This is a genomic window from Bradyrhizobium amphicarpaeae, from assembly GCF_002266435.3.
Classification (GTDB): domain Bacteria; phylum Pseudomonadota; class Alphaproteobacteria; order Rhizobiales; family Xanthobacteraceae; genus Bradyrhizobium; species Bradyrhizobium amphicarpaeae.
Genome location: NZ_CP029426.2, coordinates 397,786 through 416,374, shown reverse-complemented (window position 1 = coordinate 416,374; position 18,589 = coordinate 397,786). Strand labels below are relative to the sequence as shown.

Annotated in this window: 16 protein-coding genes; 6 read left to right on the top strand and 10 right to left on the bottom strand. The window is 65.4% G+C overall.

Annotated elements, in window-relative coordinates; genetic code table 11:
* The first annotated feature begins 85 nt into the window (after positions 1–85).
* From CIT40_RS02015 to CIT40_RS02005, 3 genes are all read left to right on the top strand, one after another.
* The gene (locus tag CIT40_RS02015; protein ID WP_094890750.1) at positions 86–1,321 is read left to right on the top strand and encodes a divergent polysaccharide deacetylase family protein; all 1,236 of its coding nucleotides are present in this window, start codon (positions 86–88) and stop codon (positions 1,319–1,321) included.
* Between the two features lie 76 nt (positions 1,322–1,397).
* Entirely contained in the window at positions 1,398–1,904 is a 507-nt protein-coding gene (locus CIT40_RS02010; protein ID WP_094890749.1) for an RNA pyrophosphohydrolase, read from the top strand.
* Positions 1,905–1,966: 62 nt separating this feature from the next.
* Positions 1,967–2,467: an RNA pyrophosphohydrolase gene (locus CIT40_RS02005; protein ID WP_094890748.1), complete on the top strand. Its 501-nt coding sequence runs from the start codon at positions 1,967–1,969 to the stop codon at positions 2,465–2,467.
* A gap of 219 nt (positions 2,468–2,686) precedes the next feature.
* Here CIT40_RS02005 and CIT40_RS02000 read toward each other — a convergent pair whose 3' ends face one another.
* From CIT40_RS02000 to CIT40_RS01975, 6 genes are all read right to left on the bottom strand, one after another.
* Positions 2,687–4,345, bottom strand: coding sequence for an adenylate/guanylate cyclase domain-containing protein (locus tag CIT40_RS02000; protein ID WP_094890747.1), 1,659 nt, complete (start codon positions 4,343–4,345; stop codon positions 2,687–2,689).
* A gap of 150 nt (positions 4,346–4,495) precedes the next feature.
* Complete coding sequence (locus CIT40_RS01995; RefSeq protein WP_094890746.1) at positions 4,496–4,903, bottom strand: F0F1 ATP synthase subunit epsilon; 408 nt, start codon at positions 4,901–4,903, stop codon at positions 4,496–4,498.
* Positions 4,904–5,042: 139 nt separating this feature from the next.
* Positions 5,043–6,485: a F0F1 ATP synthase subunit beta gene (atpD, locus tag CIT40_RS01990; protein ID WP_094890745.1), complete on the bottom strand. Its 1,443-nt coding sequence runs from the start codon at positions 6,483–6,485 to the stop codon at positions 5,043–5,045.
* Positions 6,486–6,537: 52 nt separating this feature from the next.
* Entirely contained in the window at positions 6,538–7,413 is an 876-nt protein-coding gene (locus CIT40_RS01985) for a F0F1 ATP synthase subunit gamma (protein ID WP_094890743.1), read from the bottom strand.
* A 175-nt stretch (positions 7,414–7,588) separates the two neighbouring features.
* The gene (atpA, locus tag CIT40_RS01980; RefSeq protein ID WP_094890741.1) at positions 7,589–9,118 is read right to left on the bottom strand and encodes a F0F1 ATP synthase subunit alpha; all 1,530 of its coding nucleotides are present in this window, start codon (positions 9,116–9,118) and stop codon (positions 7,589–7,591) included.
* Positions 9,118–9,678 (bottom strand): F0F1 ATP synthase subunit delta, encoded by a 561-nt coding sequence (locus CIT40_RS01975; protein ID WP_094890739.1) that lies wholly within the window; start codon positions 9,676–9,678, stop codon positions 9,118–9,120. Before CIT40_RS01975 ends, atpA begins: the two co-directional genes overlap by 1 nt.
* A gap of 682 nt (positions 9,679–10,360) precedes the next feature.
* Here CIT40_RS01975 and CIT40_RS01970 point away from each other — a divergent pair.
* A complete protein-coding gene (locus CIT40_RS01970) occupies positions 10,361–10,864 on the top strand; it encodes a septal ring lytic transglycosylase RlpA family protein (protein ID WP_094890737.1) in 504 nt (167 codons plus the stop codon).
* 795 nt (positions 10,865–11,659) lie between these two features.
* Here CIT40_RS01970 and CIT40_RS01965 read toward each other — a convergent pair.
* Positions 11,660–13,870, bottom strand: coding sequence for a primosomal protein N' (locus CIT40_RS01965; protein ID WP_094890735.1), 2,211 nt, complete (start codon positions 13,868–13,870; stop codon positions 11,660–11,662).
* A 112-nt stretch (positions 13,871–13,982) separates the two neighbouring features.
* Between CIT40_RS01965 and CIT40_RS01960 the strand changes: the two genes are divergently transcribed.
* Positions 13,983–14,948: a tyrosine recombinase XerC gene (locus tag CIT40_RS01960; protein WP_094890734.1), complete on the top strand. Its 966-nt coding sequence runs from the start codon at positions 13,983–13,985 to the stop codon at positions 14,946–14,948.
* Between the two features lie 113 nt (positions 14,949–15,061).
* Positions 15,062–15,652, top strand: coding sequence for a DUF4337 domain-containing protein (locus tag CIT40_RS01955; protein WP_094890732.1), 591 nt, complete (start codon positions 15,062–15,064; stop codon positions 15,650–15,652).
* A gap of 116 nt (positions 15,653–15,768) precedes the next feature.
* Here CIT40_RS01955 and CIT40_RS01950 read toward each other — a convergent pair whose 3' ends face one another.
* From CIT40_RS01950 to CIT40_RS01940, 3 genes are read right to left on the bottom strand one after another with little or no spacing between them, the layout of a single operon-like run.
* The gene (locus CIT40_RS01950; RefSeq protein WP_094890730.1) at positions 15,769–16,299 is read right to left on the bottom strand and encodes a hypothetical protein; all 531 of its coding nucleotides are present in this window, start codon (positions 16,297–16,299) and stop codon (positions 15,769–15,771) included.
* Between the two features lie 34 nt (positions 16,300–16,333).
* The gene (lpdA, locus tag CIT40_RS01945; protein ID WP_094890728.1) at positions 16,334–17,734 is read right to left on the bottom strand and encodes a dihydrolipoyl dehydrogenase; all 1,401 of its coding nucleotides are present in this window, start codon (positions 17,732–17,734) and stop codon (positions 16,334–16,336) included.
* A 57-nt stretch (positions 17,735–17,791) separates the two neighbouring features.
* Positions 17,792–18,553 (bottom strand): SDR family oxidoreductase, encoded by a 762-nt coding sequence (locus tag CIT40_RS01940; protein WP_094890726.1) that lies wholly within the window; start codon positions 18,551–18,553, stop codon positions 17,792–17,794.
* Positions 18,554–18,589 lie beyond the last annotated feature (36 nt).

Genomic DNA, 18,589 nt, shown 5'->3' with positions numbered 1-18,589 from the left:
GAACTCCCGGTGCCCCGGCCTATCCCGGCCTGCCGCCGCTTGACCCCGGCGTGGTATCGTCATTGGCAGTGATTCGGGATCGCGCATGACTGAAACGGCCGATGATCTGAGCGCCCCGCTCGGACAGGACAAGCCGCGCCGGAAACGCCGGCTGCGGCTGCCGTTCACGGCCATGCAGGCGCTCGCCGTGCTGCTCGGCCTGTTCCTTCTCACCTTCGCCGGCTTCGCCATCTTCAACAAGGATCCGCTCGGCGGCGAGCCGATGACGCGGATCGCGATCCGCGAGAACGGCGCCAACAAGCCGACCGATGAGAAGCCCGCCGCCGCAGGCCATGGTCCGGAGGCCAAGCAGGACGGCAAGCACGACAGCCAGGAGGCGCCGAAGCAGGCTGCGCCCGGCGAGCAGAAGACCGTCACCATGATCGACGGCTCTACCGGCGCCCGCCACGACGTGGTGATCGGCGCCGGCGAGGACGCCGGCGACAAGGCCGGCGCGGCGTCCGCCCCGCCGCCGGTCATGGCCGGGATCAATCCAAAACTGCTGGAGAAGTCACGCTACGGCATGATCCCGGTGGTCGCCGACGGGCTGAAGCCGTTCAACGTCTATGCCGCCGACGCCGACCGCGCCAAGGCCGCCAAGATGCCGGTGGTCGCCATCGTGATCGGCGGCCTCGGCGTCGGCGCCGCCAAGACCACCGATGCCATCATGAGGCTGCCGGCGGCGGTGACGCTGGCCTTCACGCCCTACGGCACCGATCCCGGCAAGCTCGCCGAACGGGCCCGCGCGCAGCGCCACGAGATCTTCCTGCAGATCCCGATGGAGCCCTACGACTTCCCCGACAATGATCCGGGACCGCAGACGCTGCTGACCTCGCTCAGCGCCGACCAGAACATGGACCGCCTGTATTGGCATTTCAGCCGGATGCAGGGCTATGCCGGCATCACCAATTTCATGGGCGCCCGCTTCATCGCGACGGAGGCGGCGATGCAGCCGATCATCCGCGAGGCGGCCAAGCGCGGCCTCGGCTTCTTCGACGACGGCTCCTCGCCCCGCAGCATCGCGCCCCAGGCAGCAAGCAGCGCGGCGATGCCGTTCGGCAGGGGCGACATCGCGATCGACGCGGTGCCGACGCCGACGGAGATCGACCGCGCCCTGAACAAGCTCGAATCGGCGGCGCGCGAGCGCGGCGCGGCTGTCGGCACCGCCAGTGCCCTTCCCGTCTCGATCGAGCGCATCGGCGCCTGGACCAAGACATTGGGCGACCGGGGTATCCTTTTGGTGCCATTGACAACTGCGATGCTGAAATCAAAATCCAGCTAAATCAACGGATTGGTACGGCACGGGTCCCGCGGGACCGGTCAAGCCGCAACCAGCAGCATGCGAGAGGTCTGGCGGAATGGCGCGTTACGAGGATCTGCCCTACCGGACCTGCGTCGGCGTGATGCTGATCAACACAGAAGGCCTGGTGTTCATCGGCCGCCGCGCCGGCGGCATCGAGCACGTCGACGACACCCACGTCTGGCAGATGCCGCAAGGCGGCGTCGATCCCGGCGAGGACACCTGGGACGCCGCCAGGCGCGAGCTCTATGAGGAGACCAGCGTGCGCTCGGTGGAGCGGCTCGGCGAGGTCCCGGACTGGCTCACTTACGACATTCCGCGCACGGTCGCCGGGCGCGCCTGGAAGGGCCGCTACCGCGGCCAGCGCCAGAAATGGTTCGCAGTGCGCTTCACCGGCAAGGACAGCGAGATCAATGTCGAGCGGCCCGGCGGCGGCGGCCACAAGGCCGAGTTCGTGAGCTGGCGCTGGGAGCCGATGAAGAACCTGACCGGGCTGATCATTCCCTTCAAGCGCCCGGTCTATGAGCGCGTGGTGCAGGAATTTTCCGCGCTGGCGGAGCAATAAATCGAATTGTCGTCCCGGCTTCGGTGCTAATGCAGCCGGGAATGACGATGAGAGATTGACGCGTGACGAATGAAAAGCCCTACCGCCCCAACGTCGGGATCGCGCTCTTCAATGCCGATGGCCGGGTGCTGATCGGTCACCGCTTCAAGGGTGACGGGCCCGAGATCATCCTGCCGGGCCTCGACTGGCAGATGCCGCAGGGCGGCGTCGACGAGGGCGAGAATTTGCGCGATGCCGCGATGCGCGAGCTCTGGGAGGAGACCAGCGTCAAGAGCGCAACCTATCTCGGCGAGACCGACTGGCTCACCTACGAATTCCCGCCTTACGACGGCCCGCAGACGCACCGCCTGGCGAAATTTCGCGGCCAGCGGCAGAAATGGTTCGCGCTGCGCTTCACCGGCAAGGATGACGAGATCGACCCGCTGACGCCGCGCAACGGCCAGCCGGCCGAGTTCGACGCCTGGCGCTGGGAGCGACTGGATCGTGTCGCCGAAATCGTGGTGCCGTTCCGGCGTGAGGTTTATCGCGCGGTGGCCGGGCAGTTCGCGACCTTCGCGAACTGAAATCGCGAAAACAACCCCATGCACAGTAGAATGGCGGTTGAAATGGTTGGGGAATTTCCGCTGGAATTTTGTGTGGGGGAGCGCACCGCTCTCTTATCCCCTCCACGCAATTCTCAACGATCAAAGCGCGGAGACAGCCCCCACCCCAGCCCTGCCCCGCAAGCGGCAGAGCGAGCGCATCTCGCCCGCCGTGGCGAGCGAGCCTAGACTTGGTGAATCCTAATTGATCGGTCCCACCGTGAACGGGCCGAGCGCGATGACGTGGCAATCGCTGTCGCGCTTGGCGCAGTCGGCGAGTGCGGAGGTGACGGCGGCCTTCTCGTCGGCGGCTTTCAGGCCGAGACCCGGCCGACCCGCGGTGCCGACCGCAACGGCGTTCCAGCCCATGGCGTCACCGAGCTTGCGCACGACCTCGCCGCGCGCGTCTGCCACGATCGAGGCGTTGGTGGCGGCATTGAAGAAGCCGGTGATCCGAAACAGCGTCGGGACCGGCACGACGAAATTGTCGTCGATCGCGACCACGAGGCACGCCACGCCGGCAATCGCGCCGCAGGATTCCAGTGAACGGCGCGCGGCATCTTCGGCGGATGATGCGCCCAGCACCATGAAATATTGTCCACCCGGACCGAGCGCGACCGAGCGGGATTTCGCCGCCGGCACGAACATGTTCTCGAGCCGCACCTTTTGCGGCTCGCGCACCATCGGAAAGTCCTTCGAGACGAACACCCGTTCGGTCATGGCGTCGTGCCTGAAGTAGGGCTGCGGCGGCATCGGCGGCTTGCCGTGCGCGTAGACGATGGTGTTGCCGACCACATAGAGCTCGCAGCGCCGCGGCGATTGCGCGGCATCGGCGCGCTTCTGGCACTGCTCGATCGCCATGTTGCGCGCGGCCTCCTCGTTCGGCTGGTTCAGCGCCGAGCCGGTGAAGCCGCCGACGTTGAGGGCGAAAGCCTTGTAGTCGCCGGCGGCGGAATAATCGCCGGCGAGGAAGCTGCGGACGCGCTCGTTGATGAAAGGCACGCTGTCGGCCGCAAACTTGCCGGCCATCGGCGCGGCCGATGGCGACGGCGCAGGCATCGGGGCCATCGCAGCACCGGCATTCTGCGGCACCATCGGCGCCTTCGCCATTTGGGTCGGTGACGGGCCTGGAGTCGCGACGCTTGCGGCCGGTGTTGCGCTTGGCGTCACGGCCGGCGTTGCCGCAGCACTCGCCGTCTGCTTGAGCTTGGTGTTGTACAGAAAGCCGCTGACACCGATGGCCGTGACCGAGACAATGGCGACCACCAGAGGCCACATCCACACCGGGGCCGCGGCCACCTTGGAAGCCGCCTTCTTCACCTGCGGCGTCGCGTAGCTGCCGTCCTCGCGCCGCATCGCCACCATGTAGGCATGCACCGGCGTCGGGATGTTCTTGACCTCCTGCGCGCCGATATCGGCGAACTGCACCGAGAGCTTGTTGGCGACCTGCTCGTGCACCGCGCGCGAGACGCAGATGCCGCCGACCTCGGCGAGCCCCTCCAGCCGCGCCGCGATGTTGACGCCGTCGCCGAGCAGATCGCCGTTGCGCTCGACCACGTCGCCGATGGTGATGCCGATGCGGAACGACATCTGCCGGCTCGGCGGATAGGCCATGTTGCGGGTCCGCAACGACTCCTGGATGTCGATCGCGCAACGCACCGCATCGACCGCGCTCGGAAATTCCGCGAGCACGGCATCGCCCGCCGTGTTGAAGATGCGCCCGCCGGCCCTCGCGATGAAATCGTCGATGACCTCGCGATAGGAGGCCAGACGCCGCAGCGTTTGCTCTTCGTCTTCCGCGACCAGCCTCGAATAACCGGCAATATCGGCCGCGAAAATCGCCGCGATCTTGCGCTTCATCTGTGACCCGCCCCGGACCGAATTCGCGGGCGCAGAATGCCGCGATCGCAAGCGCGGTGCAACAAAGTTTCAGCGCCCGCCACTTCCGTGACGAGCGCTGAACTTAGCCAGAAAATTCCAGGCTTGAGCCCCGGAGCGGTGCCCCGGGGCTTAGTGCATAGCCGTGGAGCTGAGCTGCTGCTGGATGCTCTTGAAGTGGTCGAGCCGCTCGATGGCGTTATCGAGCTCGCCGCCCTCATGCTCCTTCAAGCCTTCTTCCATTTCCGAGACGGTCGCAGCGAACTGGGCGCGGTCGAGTTCGGCCAGCGACGTCGCGACGTCGGCGAGCACGGTCAGGCCCTTTTCGGAAACTTCGGCGAGACCGCCGAGCACGATGATCTTCTCGTGCTTGCCGCCGGCGGTGATGGTGAGGATGCCCGGACGGATCGCAGCCACGACCGGCGCATGTCCTGCCAGCACGCCGAAATCACCCTCGACGCCGGGGATGTCGACCTGATCGACCTCGCCCGAGAATGCGAGCTTTTCCGGAGACACGAGATCGAAGTGGAAGGTGGCCATGGGAAAATCCGTTTCGCGCGAACAAGGCGGTCGTCATCCTGAGGTGGCCGCGCTTGCGGCCCTCGAAGGATGAAAGAAAGACACCCTTCGAGGCTCGCTGCGCTCGCACCTCAGGGTGACGGCGCAGCCTGGTGGCAGCTTAGGCCGCTTCCGCCGCCAGCTTCTTGCCCTTCTCGACGGCTTCCTCGATCGTGCCGACCATGTAGAAGGCGGCCTCGGGCAGGTGGTCGTACTTGCCTTCCACCAGGCCCTTGAAGCCCTTGATGGTGTCGGCGAGCTCGACGAACTTGCCCGGCGATCCCGTGAAGATTTCGGCGACGTGGAACGGCTGCGACATGAAGCGCTCGATCTTGCGAGCACGGGCCACCGCCAGCTTGTCCTCTTCCGAAAGCTCGTCCATGCCGAGAATGGCGATGATGTCCTGGAGCGCCTTGTAGCGCTGCAGCACCTGCTGGACCTGACGAGCGACCGCGTAGTGCTCCTCGCCGACGACCAGCGGGGAGAGCATGCGCGAGGTCGAGTCGAGCGGATCCACCGCCGGATAGATGCCCTTTTCAGCGATCGAGCGCGACAGCGTGGTGGTCGCGTCCAAATGCGCGAACGAGGTCGCGGGCGCCGGGTCGGTCAAGTCGTCGGCCGGAACGTAGATGGCCTGCACCGAGGTGATCGAACCCTTCTGCGTGGTGGTGATGCGCTCCTGCAGCGCGCCCATGTCGGTGGCGAGCGTCGGCTGATAACCGACCGCCGAAGGAATACGACCCAAGAGCGCCGACACTTCCGAGCCCGCCTGCGTGAAGCGGAAGATGTTGTCGACGAAGAACAGCACGTCCTGGCCCTTGTCGCGGAAGTCTTCCGCGATGGTCAGACCGGTGAGCGCGACGCGGGCGCGGGCGCCGGGCGGCTCGTTCATCTGGCCGAACACCAGCGCGCACTTCGACTTCACGCTCGGATCCGGATTCTTCGGATCGGCGTTGACCTTGGATTCGATGAACTCGTGATAGAGGTCGTTGCCTTCGCGGGTACGCTCGCCGACGCCGGCGAACACGGAGTAGCCGCCGTGCGCCTTCGCGACATTGTTGATCAGCTCCTGAATCAGCACGGTCTTGCCGACGCCGGCGCCGCCGAACAGGCCGATCTTGCCGCCCTTCGCATACGGAGCCAGGAGGTCGACGACCTTGATGCCGGTGACCAGAATTTCGGCTTCGGTCGACTGGTCGGTGTAGCTCGGCGCGTCCTGGTGGATGGGACGCATACTTTCGGCCTTGACCGGGCCGGCTTCGTCGATCGGCTCGCCGATGACGTTGATGATGCGGCCGAGCGTGCCTTCGCCGACGGGAACGCGGATCGGCTGGCCGGTGTCGGTCACTTCCTGGCCGCGCACCAGACCTTCGGTCACGTCCATCGCGATCGTGCGCACGGTGGACTCACCGAGATGCTGCGCAACTTCCAGCACGAGGCGGATGTTGCCGTTCTTGGTTTCCAGCGAATTGAGAATGGCCGGGAGGTGGCCCTGGAACTGAACGTCGACGACGGCGCCCATCACCTGGGTAACGCGACCGACCTGGGTAGCTGCTGTAGCCATGAAGCTCTCCTTCGAAATTCTTTACTTGAACGACCGTCGTTTGGATGTTGCGTCAGACCGCCTCGGCGCCGGAGATGATCTCGATCAGCTCCTTGGTGATCTGGGCTTGACGGGTTCGGTTGTAGATCTGGGTTTGCTTGCGGATCATTTCGCCGGCGTTGCGGGTGGCGTTGTCCATCGAGCTCATCTGCGCGCCGTAGAACGAGGCGTTGTTCTCCAGCAGCGCGCGGAAGATCTGCACCGCGATGTTGCGCGGCAGCAGGCCCGAAAGGAGTTCGTCCTCCTCCGGCTCGTATTCGTAGGACGTCACCGGCGCGTTCGCGGCCTTCGCTTCCACGACCAGCGGAATGATCTGCTGCGCGGTCGGGATCTGGGCGATCACCGACTTGAACTGCGCGTAGAACAGCGTGCAGACGTCGAACTCGCCGTTCTCGAAACGGGCCAGCACCTTCCTGGCGATGTCCTCGGCGTTGACGAAACCGAGCTGACGAACGCTGCGCAAATCGAGATGCTCGACGATCTGCTTGTCGAACAGGCGGCGGAGCTGCTCATAGCCCTTGCGGCCGACGCAGAAGAATTTGACTTCCTTGCCCTGCGCCATCAGCGCCTGGGCACGATCGCGGGCGAGGCGCACGATCGAGGAGTTGAAGGCGCCGGACAGGCCGCGCTCGCCGGTGCAGACCAGCAGCAGGTGAACCTGGTCCTTGCCGGTGCCGGCCAGCAACGCCGGCGCGCCGGGCGAACCGGCGGCAGCGCTGGCGATGTTGGAGATCACCGCGCTCATCTTGTCTGCATAGGGGCGTGCGGCTTCGGCCGCCTGCTGGGCGCGGCGCAACCTGGACGCAGCGACCATCTGCATGGCCTTGGTGATCTTTTGCGTCGCCTTGGTGGAGGCGATGCGCACGCGCATGTCTTTAAGTGACGCCATTCTTCGTTCACCCCGGCGATCTGCCCTTGGCGAGACCGCGACCCTATCTCTCCGTCATGCCCGGGCTTGTCCCGGGCATCCACGTTCTCGTCTGCCACGCGGTAACACGTGGATGGCCGGGACTTCAGATGCGAAGACGCGCTTCGCGCTTTTGCCCGGCCATGACGGCTGTTTCTTAAGCGAAGCTCTTCGCGTAACCTTCGACCACCGACTTCAGCTTGGCAGCGGTGTCGTCGGTGAGGTCGCGGGTATCGCGGATCGAATTGAGGATGTCGGCATTCTTGCCGCGCAGCAGCGACAGCAGACCGTCCTCGAAGGCGCGCACCTTGCTGACCGGCAGCGGATCGAGATAGCCGTTGGTGCCGGCCCAGATCACGCAAACCTGCTCTTCCATCTTCAGCGGCGAGAACTGCGGCTGCTTCAGGAGCTCGGTCAGGCGCGAGCCGCGATTCAGCAGGCGCTGGGTCGAGGCGTCGAGGTCGGAGCCGAACTGCGCGAACGCCGCCATTTCGCGGTACTGCGCCAGCTCGCCCTTGATCTTGCCGGCGACCTTCTTGGTGGCCTTGGTCTGCGCCGAAGAGCCGACGCGCGACACCGACAGACCGACGTTCACCGCGGGACGGATGCCCTGGAAGAACAGGTCGGTTTCCAGGAAGATCTGGCCGTCGGTGATCGAGATGACGTTGGTCGGAATGTAGGCCGACACGTCGTTGGCCTGGGTTTCGATGACCGGCAGCGCCGTCAGCGAGCCCGAGCCCTGGTCCTTGTTCAGCTTCGCCGCGCGCTCGAGCAGGCGGGAGTGCAGATAGAACACGTCGCCGGGATAGGCTTCGCGGCCCGGCGGGCGGCGCAGCAGCAGCGACATCTGGCGGTAGGCGACGGCCTGCTTGGACAGATCGTCATAGATGATGACAGCGTGCATGCCGTTGTCGCGGAAATACTCGCCCATGGTGCAGCCGGTGAACGGCGCGATGTACTGCATCGGCGCGGGATCCGACGCGGTCGCGGCGACGACGATCGAATATTCGAGCGCGCCCTGCTCTTCCAGCACCTTCACGAACTGGGCGACGGTCGAACGCTTCTGGCCGACCGCGACGTAGACGCAGTACAGCTTGATGTTCTCGTCGGGCTGCGCGTTGAGCGGCTTCTGGTTCAGGATGGTGTCGAGCGCGATCGCGGTCTTGCCGGTCTGACGGTCGCCGATGATCAGTTCGCGCTGGCCACGGCCGATCGGGATCAGGGCGTCGATCGCCTTGAGGCCGGTCGCCATCGGCTCGTTCACCGATTTGCGGGGAATGATGCCGGGCGCCTTGACGTCGACGCGCATGCGCTTGTCGGCCTGGATCGGGCCCTTGCCGTCGATCGGGTTACCGAGACCGTCGACGACGCGGCCGAGCAGGCCCTTGCCGACCGGCGCGTCCACGATGGCGCGGGTGCGCTTGACGGTCTGGCCTTCCTTGATCTCACGGTCGCCGCCGAAGATCACGACGCCGACGTTGTCGGTTTCGAGGTTCAGCGCCATGCCGCGGGTGCCGTTCTCGAACTCGACCATTTCGCCGGCCTGGACGTTGTCCAGACCGTAGACGCGGGCGATACCGTCGCCGACGGACAGCACCTGTCCGACTTCGGAGACTTCAGCTTCCTGGCCGAAATTCTTGATCTGGTCCTTGAGGATCGCGGAAATTTCCGCGGCGCGGATGTCCATCAGCCTGCCTCTTTCATCGCGTGCTTGATCGAATTGAGTTTGGTGCGAAGCGAACTATCGATCATGCGGCTGCCGAGCTTGACGACGAGGCCACCGATGATCGAGGGATCGACATTCACGTTGAGCGCGACGTCCTTGCCGGTCACCGACTTCAGGGCAACCTTGAGGGCGTCGAGATTCTTGTCCGAAAGCGCTTCCGCCACAGTGACGTCGGCCGTCACCTCGCCCTTGAACCTGGCGACCAGGGCGCGGTAGGCGCGAATGACGTCGGTCACCACGAACAGGCGGCGATTGGCGGTCAGGACTTTCAGGAAATTGGCGGAGATGCCGGCGATGCCGGCCTTGGCCAGCACGGCCGAAAGGGCCCTGGACTGGGCCTCGGCCGCGAAAACCGGGCTGCGGACCAGGCGCCTCAGGTCGGCGCTCTCGTTCAGCAGGGCCTCGAATTTCTCGAGATCGGCCTTGACCTCGTCGACCACTTTCTGGTCGCGGGCCAGATCGAACAAGGCCGTTGCATAACGGCCGGACACACCGGAAACGGACGTATCTTCTGCAGCCACAGACGCGCTCTTTTTGCTGTCAAACTCGCAAGGGAAAAACCGTCGCCACAAAGCGGCGCCAAGCGATCCAAGCCCTTGGAATTCAAGCGGGACTTCGATTTCCGGCCGACACGGGACGTGCCGGATCCGTTAAAATCGCGGCTTTGCTAACATAGCAGGCGCGCAGGTGCAACATGACGCCAAATTAAAGGCACGAGGTTCTGTCGCCAGTTCGTCGCACGCTGGAGGCGTCGATCACCTGATCCGACGACCCCTATCAAGGACCCGAGCACCAACTGGTGACGACCTGCCGCACCACGGAATTGTCGCGGGCCTCCGCCCCGGTCGCCACCCGGTTGGTTCCTGCCCTCAGCGCATAGCGGCCATGAACACAGCTCGCTGGGCCGTGATTCCGCGACGCTTCGCTCCACTCGCCGAATACTTACCGAATTCTAAACGCCACGAGTGATGACTTCGTTTTACAGTATTAGCCAGTAATAATTAGGTTAAATAATCGTTAAAGCCGAAGAATTCAAAACATCAGCTGCAACATCGGTGCCAGTAACAAGATGTTTCGTGACGACACAGAACGGATTTACTGCCCAATTCACGCCGCATTAGGAATCGAAACGCCAAACCGCTCACAAACTGATGGGGGCTCCACTGGCCACATATGTGGCAATACTAGCTTAGGGACCACTAAATGCTGTCTTTGAAGACGCTGGGCTCTGTGACCCGGCCGCGTACGGCGATCGCTTTCGTTGCCGCAACTCTCCTGATCGGTGCCACCGCCACCGAAGCTTCCGCCAAATCCCGGCATCACCGGTATCATCATCATCACCGCCACCACGCCCAGGCCGATACCAACGTCACCTCCGATTGGCGCAACGCCAATGCGTCGATGACGCCGTCACAGGGCTCGGGCCGCAGCTTCTCCGGCATGGCCTCCTATTACGGCAATGAGTCCGGCAGCCGCACCGCCTCCGGCCAGCGCTTCAACCAGAACGCCTTGACCGCCGCACACCGCTCGCTGCCGTTCGGCACCAAGCTGCGCGTGACCCACCGCGGCTCGAGCGTCATCGTCACCATCAATGACCGCGGCCCGTTCATTCGTGGCCGGGTTCTCGACCTCTCCACGGGCGCTGCCCGCGCCATCGGCCTCACCGGCGCCGGCGTCGGCCGCGTCACCGCGGAAGTCGTCTCCTGAGGCGTTCGACGCACTGACGATAAACGCGCAATTTCCATCAGTTTGATGCGCGTCTGAAACAAGCCCGCGGTCTTGGGGGACCGCGGGCTTTTTTACGTGCTGTCACTGCTGCCACGCGCTCCGTCGTCATCCTGAGGCGCTCATCCTGCGATGCCCCGGCATCGCAGGATGTGCCTCGAAGGATGCGCTACGGTCGCTTGCGGCCCATCCTTCGAGGCGCGCATGGGCGCGCACCTCAGGATGACGACGGTGATTGCGGAAAGACGGTGACCGCTACAAAAAGCTCTGCGGATTTCCATCAGCTTGCTGCGCGCCTGAAACAAGCCCGCGGTCTTGGGGGACCGCGGGCTTTTTTACGTGCTGTCATTGCTGCCACGCGCTCCGTCGTCATCCTGAGGCGCCCATCCTGCGATGCCCTGGCATCGCAGGATGAGCCTCGAAGGATGCGCCACGGTCGCTTGCGGCCCATCCTTCGAGGCGCGCATGGGCGCGCACCTCAGGATGACGACGGTGATTGCGGAAAGGCGGTGACCGCTACAAAAAGCTCTGCGGATTTCCATCAGCTTGCTGCGCGCCTGAAACAAGCCCGCGGTCTTGGGGGACCGCGGGCTTTTTTACGTGCTGTCATTGCTGCCACGCGCTCCGTCGTCATCCTGAGGCGCTCATCCTGCGATGCCCTGGCATCGCAGGATGAGCCTCGAAGGATGCGCTACGGTCGCTTGCGGCCCATCCTTCGAGGCGCGCCTGGGCGCGCACCTCAGGATGACGACGGTGATTGCGGAAAGACGGTGACCGCTACAAAAAGCTCTGCGGATCCACATCCACTTCGAGCTTCTGATTGCCGGTCGGCTTCGGGCAGGCTGCGAGCCAGTTGCGCAGATAGTCCGACAGGTCGAAGCCGCGCGCTGATTTCACCAGGATGCGGAAGCGGTAGCGGCCCTTGATCACGGCGAGCGGCGCTTCGGCCGGTCCCAGCACCACGACGCGCTCGTCGCGCGGGGCGAGTGCCACGATGCGACGGCCGAGGCCTTCGGCGCTCGGGCGGTCGCCGGCGGAGATGATCAGGCTGGCGAGCCGGCCAAACGGAGGATACAGCGTGCGCTCGCGCAGGTCGATCTCGCTGTCGTAGAAGGCCTCGCGGTCGCAGGCGATCAGCGCCTTCATCACGGGATGATCGGGCTGGTGGGTCTGGAGATAGCCGATGCCGCGGCCCTGCTCGCGGCCGGCGCGGCCGATCACCTGGTTGAGCAATTGCCAGGTGCGCTCCGCTGCGCGGGGATCGCCATTGGAGAGGCCGAGATCCGCATCGACCACGCCGACCAGATTGAGCCGCGGGAAATTATGGCCCTTGGCCACCAGCTGCGTGCCGATGATGATGTCGACGCGGCCCTCCGCGATCTCGGCAAGCTCGCTGCGCATCGTCTCGATCGAGGTGATGAGATCGCTCGACAGCACCATGGTGCGCGCGTCCGGAAACAGCGCCGCCGCTTCCTCCTGAAGACGCTCGACGCCGGGCCCGACGGCCACCAGCGATTCCTCCGCCGAACAGTTCGGGCAGAGATGCGGACGCGGCATCGAGAAACCGCAATGATGGCAGACGAGGCGCTGGCGAAAACGGTGATCGACCAGCCAGGCATCGCAAATGGTGCAGGCGAAGCGATGGCCGCAGGCACGGCACAGCGTCAGCGGCGCATAGCCGCGGCGGTTGAGGAACAGCAGCGCCTGCTCGCGCCTCTCGATCGCTTTTCTGATCTCGAAGGCCAAGCGCGGCGAGATATAGCGGCCGCGCGCGGGCGGCTCGCGCCTGAGGTCGATGGCCTCGATATGCGGCATGTGCTGCCCGCCGAAGCGCGAGGGCAGCGCGATGCGCTGATAGCGGTTCTTGCGCGCATTGACCTCCGACTCGACCGACGGCGTCGCGGAAGCCAGCACGACCGGGATCCTGGCGATATGCCCGCGCACCACCGCCATGTCGCGGGCGTGGTAATGCACGCCCTCGTCCTGCTTGTAGGCCTGGTCGTGCTCCTCATCGACGACGATCAGGCCGAGATTGGCGTAGGGCAAAAACAGCGCCGAGCGTGCGCCGACCACGACCGGGGCGGTGCCTGCGGAGATCGCCGCCCAATTGCGGGCGCGGGTGCGCGGCGTCAGCTCCGAATGCCATTCGATCGGCCGCGCGCCGAAGCGTTGCGCGAAGCGGTCGAGGAACTGGCCGGTGAGTGCGATCTCCGGCATCAGGATCAGCGATTGCCCGCCGCGACGGATGGTTTCGGCAACGGCCTCGAAATAAACCTCGGTCTTGCCCGAACCGGTGACGCCGTCGAGCAGCGCGACGTGAAAGCTGCCATTGGCGGCGAGCGCGCGCATCGCGTCCACGCCGGCGCGCTGCAGCGGCGAGAAATCCGGACGGCCAAAATCGGGATCGGGGCTGGGTGGTGGTGCGGGCGGCGGCATCGGCTCGACCGTGAGCGTGCCTTCGTCGACGAGGCCGTCGATCACGCCTGCGGAGACGCCCGCCTCTTTCGCCGCCTCCGACTTGCCGTGCAGCAGCCGGTCCGACAGCACCTCGATCAGGCGCGCTCGCGCCGGCGTCAGCCTCTTCGGGGGATCGCCGACCAGGCGCACGCCGGGACGCACGCGCTCGGGGCCGAGATTCTCGCCCATGCGCAGGCACATGCGCAGCACCATGCCGCGCGGGCTCAGCGTGTAATTGGCGACCCAATCCACCACCGACCGCAGTTCGGGCTTGAGCGGCGGGATATCGAGCTTCTCGCTGACCTCCTTGAGGCGGTTATGCAGGCGCGGATCGGGATTGGCGTTCTCCCCCCAGACCACGGCCAGCACCTCGCGCGCGCCGAGCGGCACGCCGACGAGATCGCCCGCCTTCAGCTCCATCCCGCGCGGCACCTTGTAGGAATAGGTCTGGTCGAGCGCGACCGGCACCAGCACGTCGACCATGCCGGTCGCGTGGGTGGGGGCGGCGGTGCTGCGCGGCGTGTGATCCATGAACGGAGAATCGGAACCCGGGGGCTGGAAGGCTAGCGCCCGGGGGCCGCCTTAGCGAACGATAAACGAGTGTGATGCGATATACTGAGTGGAATCATCACGTCCAGTGCGCATGAGCAAAGCCGCCGCCCCACCACTCGAGCTCGCCAGCGCCGATCCCTCGATCGCGCAGGAGATGGCGCGCTGGCTGTCGCATCTCGGCGCCGAGCGGCGGTTGTCGCCGAAGACGCTGGAAGCCTATGGCCGCGATCTGCGGCAGTGCCTGGATTTCCTCTGCAGCCATTGGGGCGAACGCGTGACGCTGAAGCGCTTCGCCGCGCTGGAGGCCACCGACATCCGCGCCTTCATGGCGATGCGCCGCGCCGACGACATTGCCGGCCGCTCGCTGATGCGCGCGCTGGCCGGCCTGCGCTCGTTCGGCCGCTTCCTCGAGCGCGAGGGCAAGGGCAAGGTCGGCGCACTCTCGGCGATCCGCGCACCGAAGGTCGCCAAGACCTTGCCGAAGCCGTTGCCGATGGCATCGGCCAAGCGCCTGGCGGACGCCGACGAGCGGGCCGGCGAGGATCGCGAGACCTGGGTGCTGGCGCGCGATGCCGCGGTGATGGCGCTGTTGTACGGCTCCGGCCTGCGCATCTCCGAGGCGCTCGGCCTGAAGCGCCGCGAGGTGCCGCGTCCCGGCGAGGGCGACGTCCTGATCGTAACAGGCAAAGGCAACAAGACCCGCATGGTGCCGGTGCTGCAGAACGTGCTGCAGCTCGTGCAGGACTACGCCGCGATGTGCCCCTATCCGCTGCCCGCCGAAGGCCCGATCTTCGTCGGCGCGCGCGGCGGCCCCTTGAGCCCTCGCATCATCCAGCTCGCGATGGAGCGGCTGCGCGGCGCGCTCGGCCTGCCCGACAGCGCGACGCCGCACGCGCTCCGGCATTCCTTCGCCACGCATCTGCTGTCGCGCGGCGGGGATTTGCGCGCCATCCAGGAATTGCTCGGCCATTCCTCGCTCTCGACCACGCAGATCTATACCGGCATCGATTCCGAGCGCCTGCTCGAGGTCTATGCCAGCGCGCATCCGCGGCGTTGACCGGCGCCGATTCCTGACATGAAGCTGTCATAGCGAGTTCTCCTGGCGCGCGTGCCCCTTGCGCAGGCCGCGCGGTTCGGTCAATCGTTGCGGAACCGAGGCAGGAGAGACTTATGAGCGCACATGAAAGCATGGAGCATGCCGAGCACGCCGAACACGCGTCCGGCTCGAACAAGAAGATCGCGCTCCTAATTGCGGTGCTGGCGCTTTTCCTGGCGATCTCCGAGACGCTCGGCAAGGGCGCCCAGACCGAATCGATCAGCAAGAACGTCGAGGGCGCCAATCTCTGGGCGTTCTTCCAGGCCAAGAGCATCCGCCGCACGGTGGTGGTGACCGCGGCCGAGCAGGGCAAGCTGACGCTGGCCGGCACCACCGACGACGCCATGAAGGCCGTGGTGCAGAAGCAGATCGACGACTGGACCAAGACCGCGCAGCGCTACCGCTCCGAGCCGGAGACCGGCGAAGGCACCGAGCAGCTCGCCGAGAAGGCCAAGCATGCCGAGCACGAGCGCGACGAGGCGACCGCGAAGTACCATCATTTCGAGCTGGCCTCAGCCGCCTTCCAGATCGGCATCGTGCTGGCCTCGGCCACCATCATCACCGGCATGTTCGCGCTGGCCTATGTCGCCGGCATCCTGACGCTCGGCGGCATCCTCATGACGGCGCTCGGCCTGTGGTGGCCGCATCTGCTGCATTTGCATTGAGAGGCTGAGGCGGCACCTGTCGCCCGGATCAGCGCAGCGATATCCGGGAGTCGCGACGAAGAATCCCGGATGTCGCTGCGCTCATCCGGGCTACGGCGCCGTCATTGCGGAGACACTCACCGCGCCTGGTGCACGCTCTTCCTGAAGCGCTGGATCAGACGCAGCGTGCGGGACGACCAGCCCTCGCCATTGCCGGCGATCAGCTCGCGGATGCGGCGCTTGATCGGGTCGACCAGCTCGGACGCCTTGGCGCGCAGCTTCAGCACCAGATCGTAGATCCGCTCGAACCAGCGCATCTCCAGCAGCTTGTCGCGCGTCACGTCGAACACGAAGGCGGTGACGCCGACGCCGAGCATCTTCGCGAAAACGATCGTGAAGACCGCGCTGGTCCAGTATTCATGCGTGAGCAGCCACAGGCCGACCAGCTTGAGCGGAAACAGCGGGACGATGGGGACCGCGAACACGATCAACGTCATCGCCGGCGACAGCGCATCGACGCGTTCCGCCAGCCATTGCTTGAAGCGGGCCAGCGGGACGATGGCGACAACCCGCGCGACGACAGGCTCGAGATGGTCCCATAGCCAGGCTTCGATCAGGAAGACGATCGCTAGCAGGACCCAGACCGGTTGAAGAAGGCGGCGCAACATATGTTTCCCGCCCGATTCGGCGCTGGGCGCGTCGCTACATATGGATGGCCCGCTTGCCGACTGCAAGCGCAGCCTCCTTGACGGCCTCCGAGCGGGTCGGATGCGCGTGGCAGGTGCGCGCGAGATCTTCCGCACTGCCGCCAAACTCCATGAGAACACAGGCCTCATGGATCATTTCGCCGGCTTCGCGGCCGATGATGTGAACGCCGAGCACGCGATCGGTCTTCGCATCTGCGAGAATTTTCACGAAGCCGTCAGTGGTCTGGTTGACCTTGGAGCGGCCGTTGGCGGTGAACGGAAACTTTCCGACGGTATAAGCCACGCCCGCCTGCTTCAGTTCCTCCTCGGTCTTGCCGACGGAGGACACCTCCGGCGTGGTATACACGACGCCCGGGATCACATCGTAATTCACGTGGCCGGCTTGCCCTGCGATGATCTCGGCCACCGCGACACCTTCATCCTCGGCCTTGTGCGCAAGCATCGGGCCTGCAACGACGTCGCCGATGGCATAGACGCCCTTCACGCTGGTGGCGAAATGCGAATCGATCTGCACGCGGCCACGGGGATCGAGCGCGACGCCGGCTTCCTTCAGACCGAGCGCCTCGGTGTAGGGCACGCGGCCGATGCAGACGAGCACGACGTCGGCTTCCAGCGTCTCGGCGGCGCCGCCGGCGGCGGGCTCGATCGTCGCCTTCAGCGTCTTGCCCGACGTGTCGACGGCGGTGACCTTGGCGCCGAGCTTGAATGCAAACCCCTGCTTCTCGAGGATGCGCTGGAATTGCTTGGCGATCTCGCCGTCCATGCCGGGCAGGATGCGATCGAGGAATTCGACGACGACGACGTCGGCGCCGAGCCGTTTCCACACCGAGCCGAGCTCGAGGCCGATCACGCCGGCGCCGACGATCAGCAGCTTGCCGGGAACCTTGTCGAGCGACAGCGCGCCGGTCGAAGACACGATGCGCTTCTCGTCGATCTCGATGCCCTTGAGGCGCGCGATGTCGGAGCCGGTTGCGATCACGATGTTCTTGGTCTCGACCACCTGCGACTTGCCGTCGGCGGAGACCTCGACCTTGCCGGTGCCCAGGATCTTTCCGGTGCCCTTGAGCACGTCGATCTTGTTCTTCTTCATCAGGAACTCGACGCCCTTGACGTTGCCGTCAATGCCCTGCTGCTTGAAATTCATCATCGCAGGCAGTTCGAGCTTCGGCGCGGAAACAGATACGCCCATCTTGGCGAAGGAATGCCCGGCTTCCTCGAACATCTCGGACGCGTGCAGCAGCGCCTTCGAGGGCATGCAGCCGACATTGAGGCAGGTGCCGCCGAGGGTTGCGTTCTTTTCGACGACGGCGACCTTCATGCCGAGCTGGCTGGCGCGCACCGCGCAGACATAACCGCCCGGTCCGGTGCCGATGACGACGAGATCGTAGGGTGCCATGAGAGAAAATCCCGTAGGTTTAGCGTGATGAGATCAGGTCAGCGTCCGCGCGGCGCGTCAGCGTCCGCCGGACACATCGAGAGTGGCTGCGGTGACGTAGGAGGCCTCGTCCGACATCAGCCAGACGATGGCGTTGGCGATTTCGTCGGCGGTGCCGACGCGCTTCATCGGCACCATATGGGCCAGACGATGATGGCGATCGGGCTCGCCGCCGGAGGCGTGGATTTCGGTGTCGATCAGGCCGGGGCGGATGCCCGCGACGCGAATGCCTTCGCCTGCGACCTCGAAGCCGAGGCCGGTGGTGAAGGAATCGATCGCGCCCTTGGACGCGGCGTAATCGACATAGGTGTTGGGCGCGCCGAGCTTGGCAGCGACCGACGACAAATTGACGATGACGCCGCCCTTGCCGCCGTGCCTGGTGGACATGCGCTTGACGGCCTCGCGCGCGCAGAGGATGGAGCCGGTGACGTTGACCGCCATCACGCGCTGGATGCGCTCGGCCGACATTTCGTCGACGCGCACGCCGCTTGTCCCGACGATGCCGCCGTTGTTGACGAGTGCGCCGAGGGTGCCGAACTTGTCGGCTTCCTTGAAGAGATCGACGATGTCGCGCTCCTCGGCGACATCGCATTTCACCGCGACCGCCTTGCCGTTGCTGGCCTCGATCAGCGCGACCACCTCGTCGGCGGCCTTCTTGTTGCTGGCATAGCCGACGACGACGCGGTAGCCGCGCGCAGCCGCCGCAAGCGCGGTCGCCCGCCCGATGCCGCGGCTGCCGCCGGTGATGACAACGACTTTATCGGTCACGCGCGCCTCCATGGTTCGTCATGCGCCGTCGCAAAGAGCGACGGCGCT